The organism is Alicyclobacillus acidiphilus NBRC 100859, assembly GCF_001544355.1.
GTDB lineage: Bacteria > Bacillota > Bacilli > Alicyclobacillales > Alicyclobacillaceae > Alicyclobacillus > Alicyclobacillus acidiphilus.
The window spans coordinates 1-10,195 of sequence record NZ_BCQI01000090.1; the positions used below are offsets into that span (position 1 = coordinate 1).

8 protein-coding genes and 1 pseudogene are annotated in these 10,195 nt (G+C 46.8%); all 9 read left to right on the plus strand.

Translation table 11 applies throughout. From position 1 onward, the window contains the following. Positions 1-767 precede the first annotated feature (767 nt). Positions 768-1,208 (plus strand): MarR family winged helix-turn-helix transcriptional regulator, encoded by a 441-nt coding sequence (locus AAC01S_RS17180; RefSeq protein WP_169794085.1) that lies wholly within the window; start codon positions 768-770, stop codon positions 1,206-1,208. Positions 1,209-1,250: 42 nt separating this feature from the next. Further along, positions 1,251-1,916, plus strand: coding sequence for an alpha/beta hydrolase (locus AAC01S_RS17185; protein ID WP_067625367.1), 666 nt, complete (start codon positions 1,251-1,253; stop codon positions 1,914-1,916). A 149-nt stretch (positions 1,917-2,065) separates the two neighbouring features. Continuing rightward, on the plus strand, positions 2,066-2,923 hold the full coding sequence (locus tag AAC01S_RS17190; RefSeq protein WP_067625370.1) for a tyrosine-type recombinase/integrase: 858 nt from the start codon (positions 2,066-2,068) through the stop codon (positions 2,921-2,923). A 164-nt stretch (positions 2,924-3,087) separates the two neighbouring features. Beyond that, the gene (locus tag AAC01S_RS17195) at positions 3,088-3,942 is read left to right on the plus strand and encodes a heteromeric transposase endonuclease subunit TnsA (RefSeq protein WP_067625373.1); all 855 of its coding nucleotides are present in this window, start codon (positions 3,088-3,090) and stop codon (positions 3,940-3,942) included. Continuing rightward, positions 3,908-4,396, plus strand: coding sequence for a hypothetical protein (locus tag AAC01S_RS17200; protein ID WP_067625376.1), 489 nt, complete (start codon positions 3,908-3,910; stop codon positions 4,394-4,396). The genes AAC01S_RS17195 and AAC01S_RS17200 overlap by 35 nt, the downstream gene beginning before the upstream one ends. Positions 4,397-4,473: 77 nt before the next feature. After that, positions 4,474-6,102: a TnsB C-terminal domain-containing protein gene (locus AAC01S_RS17205; RefSeq protein ID WP_169794086.1), complete on the plus strand. Its 1,629-nt coding sequence runs from the start codon at positions 4,474-4,476 to the stop codon at positions 6,100-6,102. Next, entirely contained in the window at positions 6,086-7,753 is a 1,668-nt protein-coding gene (locus AAC01S_RS17210; RefSeq protein ID WP_217997858.1) for an ATP-binding protein, read from the plus strand. The genes AAC01S_RS17205 and AAC01S_RS17210 overlap by 17 nt, the downstream gene beginning before the upstream one ends. Positions 7,754-7,757: 4 nt before the next feature. After that, positions 7,758-9,665 (plus strand): TnsD family Tn7-like transposition protein, encoded by a 1,908-nt coding sequence (locus AAC01S_RS17215; protein ID WP_067625381.1) that lies wholly within the window; start codon positions 7,758-7,760, stop codon positions 9,663-9,665. Between the two features lie 234 nt (positions 9,666-9,899). Continuing rightward, a pseudogene (locus AAC01S_RS17220) lies at positions 9,900-10,195 on the plus strand (hypothetical protein); the annotation flags it as partial.

Below are 10,195 nucleotides of genomic sequence, written 5' to 3' on the forward strand. Positions count from 1 at the left end.
TATTCAAAAATAAGAAGCGGAGGAATAGAAGGTGAACAATGCGAAGACAGTCGAAAAAAACAAATTTGAGATGACCCCTTCTCAAAAGGACTTAGTAAAACGAGTTATCGAATGTATTGAGGAGTGCATAACAGAGAAGACCAGGATAATGTTTGCCAAATAGGAACAGTACCACGAGTACCACGGGTGTGAGTTTTCTGCAAGAGACCATGGGGACGAGGAAAAAGACGAGTACGCGTGGGTCTGTTTCAATGGTTACATGGATGGTGGCGGCATGCAAGAAATGTCCTGGGGTAATGAGATTATATTTGAAGATTTTACGAGCGGGAACTATGTCGTCCCAAAGGTGTTTCGCGATTTTGACGCAATTGCAGTGAAGCACGTGGCGTGGTTTATCGGTAGGAGTGACGTGTTCCACACTGCTTCCGATGAGCCAGGTGGAGTAGAGACAGACATGTACTATTTTGTTTGAAGATGCAAGGATAGGGCGGTGTTTGCTGTTGCTTCACTCAATCCCTGTGATATCAACAGAAGGTCAATTATGTTGAACGTATTGGATGATTACCAAAACGTAGCACATGCGTCAGAAGCCCGATTACGTTGCAGATACCACTGAAGAATTGTTAAGACCATGGCTGTTCTCAATTATTGATGGTGTTGAACAAGACAATGTTGACATATTGTTGGATTTCAAACTAATATGGATGTATAGTTTGAATTCAAACTGTTTTTATGAGGTGGAGACGCTCTTTAGGAAGAGGAGAAACATGAGGAAGAATAACGCCATAGTGCTTATCGGCTCATTACGAGAAAAGACCCATCTATTGTTAGAGTCCGAGTTGAGAAGCTCTGGAATAACTGACCTGGCGGCTTCTCAGGGGGCTGTGCTTGCCGCATTGTATAAGCATGATGGAAGACTACCGATGAAGGAAGTTGCCCGTTTAGTCCGACGAGATAAATCGACCGTAACTTACCTCACGGATCGACTGATTGACAATGGGTACATACAAAAGGAAAAGGATAGTGCGGACAAACGGATTAGCTATGTCACCCTGACGGAAAAAGGGTGGGGAATCCAAGGATTGTTTCGTGAAATTTCAAATCGGTTAAACGAAACGTTCTACAGTCCGTTGTCCGATGAAGAGGCACATCTATTAGAGCAACTGCTGGAGAAGGTTGATCAAGGTTTTCTTCCGACGGGTGGGTAAAGACACCAGACTGATATTAAACACAGGAGTGGAGGCTACGTTATGAATGTCCAACGTGAAGTGATTCAGGGTGACGGATACGGTATTCCGAGTGTTTGGTTGAAACCACTTAATCCTGTAGGTGCTTCTGTTATAGTCCACGGATATGGCGGGTCAAAAGAAGAACAACTGGGGTTGGCTTGGCGAGTAGCCGAAGCTGGTTTGGTGGTTTGTTGCCTTGACCTTCGTGGGCATGGCGAGAATGTCCTACCTCTGGATCGTGATGTGCTTCTTGATGTCGATTTAGTGGTGAACTGCTGTCGTCGTTTTGGGAAGGTGGTTTCTATCGGTCATTCGTTAGGTGGTCGCCTCGCGCTTCTGAGTAGTGCGGACTTTTCTATTGCAATTTCTCCCGCGTTAAATCAGGTATATGGCGAGCAAACCCAAAATGTTCTATCGAATCTTCGGAGTTACCGAGTTCGTGAAGAGTATCCAATGGCTGTCTTTGATGTATTGAGGGAGTTGCCGAGCTATCAATACGACGAAAATAGACCTACAAGCATTATCTTCGGATCAAGAGATGTACCAGAAATCGTGAAAAGTTGTACGGAGCTAAAAGCTTTAGGAGTACCTGTCAAGCAAATTGAAGAGGCGTTGCACAGCGATACATATCTGCTTCAAGCAACGTTTGACGAGGTAGGAAAATCGATAGACGAATGGTTTGATTGACACTACAACCGAACCATATCACAGAATGTGCATTGTGTTGCATTTCTATCAATTCTGGAGTTAGAATTTGGACATCAATGCAACACAACTCTGGAGATTCAGAGACAGATTGAATGCAACAGAATTTCTGAGCGATTGAGGAGGAGAGCATGGAAAACTTAATTGAAGAATTTTCGGCGTTTCTCTCTCAGTCGAGTAAAAGTGAAAACACCATCAAAACTTATGTCTTGAATGTTCAGCAGTATTTGAAATGGTTCCGTGATACATACGGAATGGGTTGTAAGCGACTGTATCGGGAGAACATTCTGGATTACAGGAATTACCTCATCAACGTGAAACGGTTTAAGGGGAAGCATCTGAATGCAAAGACGGTAAATGGGTGCTTAAGTGCATTGGTCTCATTCAACCAATTCTTGATTGACCAAGGCATTCAGGATGATGTCGTGGTTGAGAAATCTGACTTCATGAAGGTTGAACTGGATTTCGCAAACCCTTGCATCATTTCAAAGAGTGATGTAGAGAAATTTAGGCAGGAAATCCTGGAGTCAGGGGATAAGCGATTGTATGCCTTGGCGACATTGTTGGCGTATGCGGGATTGCGGATCAGTGAAGCACTCAATGTCAAGCTAACAGACCTCAGTTTAGAGGCGAAGGAAGTCGTTGTCCGTAAGGGCAAGGGCGAAAAGCAGAGGTTAGTTTATCTTAACAGCAGGATCGTTGCGGCGATTCGGGAATACATGAAGGTTCGTAAACCTGGGAGTGAATACCTGTTTAACTCCCGCGAAACCGAGCGAGTAGATAGAACAGTCATCAATAAGCAGTTCAAGAGATTTAGCCAAGTGATCACACCCCATACTTTAAGACATTTCTATGCAACAAATGCTTTAGAGAACGGGTTTTCTGTTCATGAGGTGGCGAATCAGTGTGGTCACAAGGATCTCAAGGTTACGCTTTTGTATACAAATCCCAGTAGGAGTGAAATGAAGCGCAAAGCAGAACTGCTGTAAGCTTAGTGCGATTTCGCGTTTCGTGGGATTGAAATACGATAGTATCGGTCATGCGTGGGGTTCCGTTATTAAAAAAAACGGAACCCCATTGTCTTTTGTCAAAGTGCCTGCTGAGTGGGCATATAGGCACCGACCAGATTATGAGTGATAACGCGGAGGTTGACATGCCAAGAGCAAAATGGAACGACCAGACACTCAAACGATATTTAAAAGAAGGAAGAGGTCAGGGAGAACTTGAGCAATACCGCCCTTGGCTCACAACACAGGACTACGCCTCCAATGGACGTTCCAGTCGCATTAAGGGCTGGAAGACTGGTCGCATCCACCATTTTCTTAGCGACATCGAAACGCGCTATTTCTATCTTCTGGAATATGATGGGGGCGAAATTTGGGACATTCGAGAACATTACCCTATTCTTGACCTCCAAGACAGGCTTGGGGACTGCGACATTGACTTGAACAAGTACCGCGATAAGGAGAGCGGCACTCTACATGTTCTGACAACAACCTTTCTTCTAACCCTGAAGGAGGCGAACGGGAAGAAGCAGTACGTCGCTCGGAGCGTGAAAGCCGCCGCCGAATTGGAGAAGCCGAAAGTCGTGGAGCGTTTCGAGTTAATGAGAAGATATTTCGAGACCAAGCAAATAGACTGGGGCATTGTGACCCAACACGATATCAACGTCACCAGGGCAAAGAACATTGAATGGGTGCATTCAGCAAAGAATCTGGATGACGGTGGAGGGTTGTCGGCGCAGGATGTTCCAAGATTGAAAAGTATTTTGCTTGCATGGTTGGACGGAACTCGGAAATCGGTGAGGGATGTCACCAATGGTCTGGACAGTCAATTCAACCTCACCCCAGGGTCAGGGTTGCTGTTACTGCGCCATTTGATTGCGAATAAACAGGTGTTGGTTGATATGAATACCCGCATCGACTTGGGCAAACCAGTGAAGGAAGTAGTCCGTGGGATTGATGCGATACGTGATGGCGGTGATGTTCGAGATGCAGTTGACCGTTAATATGCTGATTCAGTTCACGAGCGAAGATGGCTCACCCGATCAGATGGAACGGGTGTTGTGGATTGATGAACACCACAAGCAAGTTGTGACTATTGAGATTCTGGGACGAATCAGTCTCCCAAAGTTTAGAGAGGCGGATGACATCTTGGCGTTACTGTCTTTAGGACAAGCCTGCATTCTGTCGGATGATCCGCTCAAGAAAGTCATTACCGACGGTTCTCTGACTGAAAAGGAACGTGCTATTAGGGATAGGGCATGGGAGATCGTCCAAGTGGTCGCAGGATTGGAGAATCAACCGACCGTTTTTTATCCAAAACATCGGGCAGAGTTGTTAAAGAAAGCCAGTGAACAATTTGGGGTTAGTGAGAAAACCATCTTGAAATACTTGCGCCGCTTTTGGCAAAGAGGTCAACACAAAAATGCACTTTACCTGATTATAAGGCGGGGGCTTTGAATCGAAGTTCTAATTTAATGGGGAGAAAGAGGGGGCGTCCACGTAAGTATGCGGAGATCGTCGGACAGGGGATCAACGTGGATGAAGAAACCAAAAGGATTTTCCGCGTAGCCCTTAACCGTTTCTACTACAACCAAGGACTATCCCTTGTGCGTACCTACGAAATGATGCGCCGCGAGTATTATGCGGTAAAGGTACAGGATAACGAGGGAACAGAGCGAGCCGTGCTAAAACCCTCTGCCGAGACCCCGACTCTGGGTCAATTCAAGTATCACTTTTACAAAGAACGGGACTGGAAGCGCGAAGTATCCGCTCGGCAAGGCAAAAAGAATTACCTGCAAAATCATAGACCCCTTGTCGGAGACTCGACAACGCAGGCTTTTGGACCAGGTTCTGTCTATCAGATCGACGCAACGATTGCGGACGTATACCTCGTCTCAAGGTACAACCGCAACTGGATTATTGGTAGACCAGTCGTTTATGGTGTTGTTGATAGTTTTTCCCACATGATATGCGGGCTATATATTGGACTGGAAGGTCCAAGCTGGATAGGTGCCATGATGGCACTGGCGAATACCGTACAAGACAAGGTCGAATTTTGCAAGGAATACGGAATCGACATCGAAGAAGAGGACTTTCCTGTTCACCACTTACCCGAATCGTTATTATGCGATCAAGGTGAAATTGCCAGCAAACTGGCAGAACCAATGATCCGTAATCTGAACATAAAGGTAATGACCACGCCTTCCTACAGACCAGAATTGAAAGCCCTCGTGGAACGCTACTTCGGGACCCTTAACGGTTACGTCCAGGCGATTTTACCTGGTGGAATTCAACCTGACTTTCGGGAACGTGGCTCACACGACTACAGATTGGACGCAACGCTGGATCTCTACCAGTTCACACAAATAATGATTCGGGCGATTTTGTACCACAACAACCATCATTGGATGAGTACATACCAGCGAGATCCTTTGATGATAGAAGACGGCGTTGACCCTATCCCGATCAGGCTATGGAATTGGGGCATCAAGAATCGGGCTGGGAAACTACGCTCCATCTCTGAAGAACTGATGCGGTTGCATCTCATGCCTACCTCCACGGCATCTGTTACCGCGCGGGGGATTCGGTTCAACGGCATGCTGTATTCATCCGAAAGGGCATTGAAGGAGCGGTGGTTTGAAAGGGCGCGAAACGAGGGGAGCATAAAGGTTACTGTATCCTACGATCCGCGAAACCTGAACTTCATTTACCTACCGAACGACAGCGGTAAGGGTTTTGATAAGTGTTATCTGCTCGACCATCAAGCGCGGTATCGCGATAAGACATTGCAGGAGATCGAGCATCTGATTCAGCAAGAGAAACTCAGCCAGAAAACGAACGAGGATAAAGTGTTGCAGTCAAAAGCGAATCTCCTGTCCGAGATTGAAGAAATAATAAGGGACGCGGAACTGATGACGAAGCAGGAACAAAACAAGGGCGATAGTAAGCGCAAAAGAGTTCGCGATATCCGCATCAATCGCGGTTTGGAGAAAACGCTGAACCGCCAAGCGGATGCCTTTGAATTGGACAAGCAAAAGTCTCAGGAAATGAATGAGGGGCAAGTGATCCAACTGAATCCAGCAACTGTCGATGACGAACTCAGCCCAGAATTAAATTTACTGAAGAAAAAACAGAAGGAGAAGCGCAATGGAAGCGATGAATAAGGTTCTCATTCCAAATGGCGGCGAAGGTGTCCAGGCTGAGTATAGGGAACAGACCGTATCGGATTATAGGTATAACCCCTACATTGAGGCGCTTCCAACCATATTGTCGCAGGAGGAAGTGATCGATCACTTGGCTTTTTACCCACCATTTGATCCAAGCGAAAGGCAGTTGGAGACGCATGTTCGTTTTCATCTGGTACAACGCGTTTTTCAGTATTTCCAACCCCTTTCGATGCACCTTGATTTGGAGAGTCGCATTTCACGGCTCATTCGGCAGGGGTATGTATACCGAAACCCAGTTCAACCTGGCTTTGTTGAACAAATGAACGGTGGGCAAGATTGGATGCGAAACCGTAACGTAGACTTGAGTAGGATCCAGGGATTTCGTACAACCCAGTCGGCGCTGACCCTTATCGGACCAAGCGGACTCGGAAAAAGCACGGCTATTAACAGAATCCTGGCGTTCTATCCCCAGGTCATCGTCCACTCCAATTACAGAGGAATGGAATTTAGCCAGTATCAGTTGGTGTGGCTAAAGTTGGACTGCCCATATGACGGCTCGATCAAGGGATTAACGATAGATTTTTTTCGGAACGTGGATCTACTGTTAGGAACGCGGTACTACAAGCAATATGGTTCTGCGCGCTACCCGATCAGTGCACTTCAACCTGCCATGGCTCAGATTTCGCGTACTTATGGATTGGGGTTGCTTGTCATTGATGAAATACAACACCTTAGTACAGCGAAGAGCCAGGGTTCCGAGAAAATGCTAAATTACTTCGTCACCCTGGTGAATACCATCGGAATCCCTGTCGTCCTGGTCGGTACCAACAAAGCGATTGGGGTCTTACAGTCGCAGTTCAGACAGGCAAGACGAGGTAGTGGACAAGGGGATATGGTTTGGGAGCGAATGAAACGGGATGCCAGTTGGGATCTTTTGCTTGAAGGTATGTGGGACAATCAATGGGTTAGGCATCCCGTTCCCTTGACACCCGAATTGAGTGCTGAATTGTATGATCTTAGTCAGGGGATCACGGACATTGCCGTGAAGATTTTTGTCATGGCGCAGATCCGTGCCATGTCAACTGGCAAAGAGACACTGAGTGCGTCCCTGTTTCGGCAGGTGGCAAAGGAAAATCTACAGCTGGTTCAGCCGATGATCGACGCATTGCGCTCTGGAGACCTACGCAAAGTCGCTCAATACGAAGATATTCGACCCATCGATTTAGGTCAGTTTATGGAGAAGGAGTCCTCGTCGATTAGGATCAATGAGAAAATCAGGGAGCTACAGGTTGCCAAGAAGAAGCAAACTGAACGACAAGCGCTCAGTATTGAAGAAGAGTCTATCGTAAAGTTGGTGGAGCTTGAAATTCCACCTGGGATCGCTAAAAGACTGGTGAAGAAGGTGATGGAGGGCAAGGGAACACTGACCGTGCCCGCTGTTGTGAAAACAGCCCTTGCTCTTCACGCCCAAGCTGTGACGGAGCAAACTGATAAGCGATCAACTTCGCAGGGACAGGCTGTTACCCAAGGAGATATCCGCATCCTCGTTGCTGACGGGAAGAAAAGAGGTCTGACTGCATATCAAGCATTGAAAGACAATGGGATCATCAGGCCCACTTCGAGTGATCCTCTATTTGTAATGGGGTGAAGGAATGGTCGCGTTCTTTCCCACCCCGTTCCCTGATGAGCTTTTTTATAGTGTGTTGGCGCGGTTCCATTCGAAGAGTGGAAATATCAGCCCAAAAGCAACCATAATGGATCTATATGGAACAACAACGGTAACTGCTGTCATCGATCTGCCCGCTCATTTTGATGTGCTGATTGGGCATCTCCCAGTACATCATCCGTACACAGCCGAGAAACTAATCAAGGCACACACCCTATATCCTTTCTACAGTGCATTTCTCCCACCTCAACGAGCTAACCTGGTTCTTGAGTCCATGAAGAGCAACCTTGGACATTCCGTTCATAATCGACTTGGAATCATGGCAAGCTCAATCAGTGCAGATAAGACACTCAAATTCTGCCGCAAATGTTTTGAAGAAGACACGACACGTTGGGGAGAGGCGTATTGGCATCGAATCCATCAAATATCTGGGGTCTATATATGCCCGATTCACAAGACTCCGCTTTGTCGAAGTCGTTCGTTGCCCATCAATAGGCATCAGTTCATTCCCGCTTGCCAAGGGGACTATCTCCAAACGGTGCAGGACAACAATGGGAACCGCAATGATGACTACAACCCTCGTGAATCGTCAACTTGGGACAATGCCGTTACAAAGATAACGGCATTGGTGGATGATGATGAATTATCCACAAGATATCTGAGACTTGTGGATAATGTTGATAAGTTGCTACACTCCAGCTATCCGAATCGTCCGATGGAATGGTTTGCGAACCATTATGTCCAACGTTTAATGGATATGGGACTCGCCAATGTCCATGGTCATGTGAGACAGGCGGAGTTTCGTCAAGCGTTTTTAAGCTACTACGGGGAACCATTCTTAGAGATCATGCAATCCTCCGTTTCGGAGCGAGAAGACAATTGGTTGCAGGCAATCGTGAGAAAGCATCGCAAAACATTTCATCCACTACGACACCTACTCTTGGCGCAGTTTCTTGATATGAGCTTAGATGACCTCTTTACCAGAGAGCCCGTGAACCAACCCTTTGGAGCACCTCCATGGCTGTGTTTAAATCCAGCCGCCGACCACTATCTCCAACCCGTTGTTGAAGATTTGTCGATTCGGTACGACAGCAAGACGAAGAGTCCAATTGGAACCTTCGCGTGTTCCTGTGGGTTTGTCTACGCCAGGAAGGGACCAGACGCTAACTCGGATGACAAGTACAGGATCGGGAGAATTAAAACATTTGGTGTGGTGTGGGAGCGAAAACTCGGTGAACTGTTAAAAGAGAACTTGAGCTTGCGGGAGATCGCTCGAAGACTGCGCGTCGATGTCAATACAGTGAAGAAGTACGCAGATGTAGCCCAGCAATCCCCCAGGCATGTATCGTCCCCAATTTCCGATGACCTTCGGGAACGTCAGCGGCAAGCTTGGCTTGAATTGGTGAAGCTGAACGAACAGAAGTCACGAACGGAACTCAGAAAAACGAACACAGCGCTGTATACATGGCTTTATCGCAATGATAGGCGTTGGCTGATGGAGCATTCACCGAAACCGATGCGGGTGATAGCAACGAAATCGCGGGTTGATTGGGGTAAGCGGGATAAGGAGATTCTTGCCTTGGTGCAGACTGAGGTCACGAGGATTCTAACATCGGAAGGAAAGCCAGAGCGCATTTCCATTAGTAGGATCGGGAAGCGCGTTGGTTGCCTATCCCTGCTGGAAAAGCATTTGGACAAGATGCCGAAGACGAAATCGTATTTGGAGTCGGTAAGGGAAAGGGTTGAGGATTTTCAGATGCGGCGAATCAAATGGGCGATGCAGGAGATTGAGCGAGAAGGTCTGGACATACAGTGGTGGAGGATTGTGAGAAAAGCTGGAATTCGGGGAAGGGCGGCGGAGCAATTAAGGGAGCGATTTGAATTGCAGAAGTAACCTAATAGCTTCAACCAGTTGTATGGACACGGAGATGTGATAATTCACATCCACCTAATTACTTGTTGGGTACAGATTTCGACTCTTCCTGGATCAAACAAAGATTGCGGGAGGTCTCTTACAACAGGTGGCATGTCATCTTACAAGCTGTCGCACAAAGGCAGATCCTTGCAGTGTAGATGAAGTGGGCAGGACCCTTATTATGTGAGATAATCTTGTAGGAGGGGTCGCGTCTTGGTCTATGTAGTAATAACGATAGCCACGCTATTAGTTTTAGCTTTTGTTGTTAGTCGGAACATGTCGAAGAATAAAAAAGAAACTGGATTTGCCAGTGTGCTACTGACCACGGGAATTGGACTCATTGTCGGATCTTTCGGCACATTTATCGACAAAGTTATCCAGATTATCTCCATTATAAATAGCAGTAATAGTGCAGAAGATACTATGAAGATATCAGCCCAAATGTCTGCCCCTAATGTACTGGAACTTATAGTTGGGTGCGTATTAACGGGGTTTGGAGTATTCTTTTT

Excerpts from the sequence above, each read along its gene's own strand:
- AAC01S_RS17180 (WP_169794085.1), top strand. The coding sequence starts at position 768 with ATGAGGAAGAATAACGCCATAGTGCTTATCGGCTCATTACGAGAAAAG.
- AAC01S_RS17185 (WP_067625367.1), top strand. The coding sequence starts at position 1,251 with ATGAATGTCCAACGTGAAGTGATTCAGGGTGACGGATACGGTATTCCG.
- AAC01S_RS17190 (WP_067625370.1), top strand. The coding sequence starts at position 2,066 with ATGGAAAACTTAATTGAAGAATTTTCGGCGTTTCTCTCTCAGTCGAGT.
- AAC01S_RS17195 (WP_067625373.1), top strand. The coding sequence starts at position 3,088 with ATGCCAAGAGCAAAATGGAACGACCAGACACTCAAACGATATTTAAAA.
- AAC01S_RS17200 (WP_067625376.1), top strand. The coding sequence starts at position 3,908 with ATGGCGGTGATGTTCGAGATGCAGTTGACCGTTAATATGCTGATTCAG.
- AAC01S_RS17210 (WP_217997858.1), top strand. The coding sequence starts at position 6,086 with ATGGAAGCGATGAATAAGGTTCTCATTCCAAATGGCGGCGAAGGTGTC.
- AAC01S_RS17215 (WP_067625381.1), top strand. The coding sequence starts at position 7,758 with ATGGTCGCGTTCTTTCCCACCCCGTTCCCTGATGAGCTTTTTTATAGT.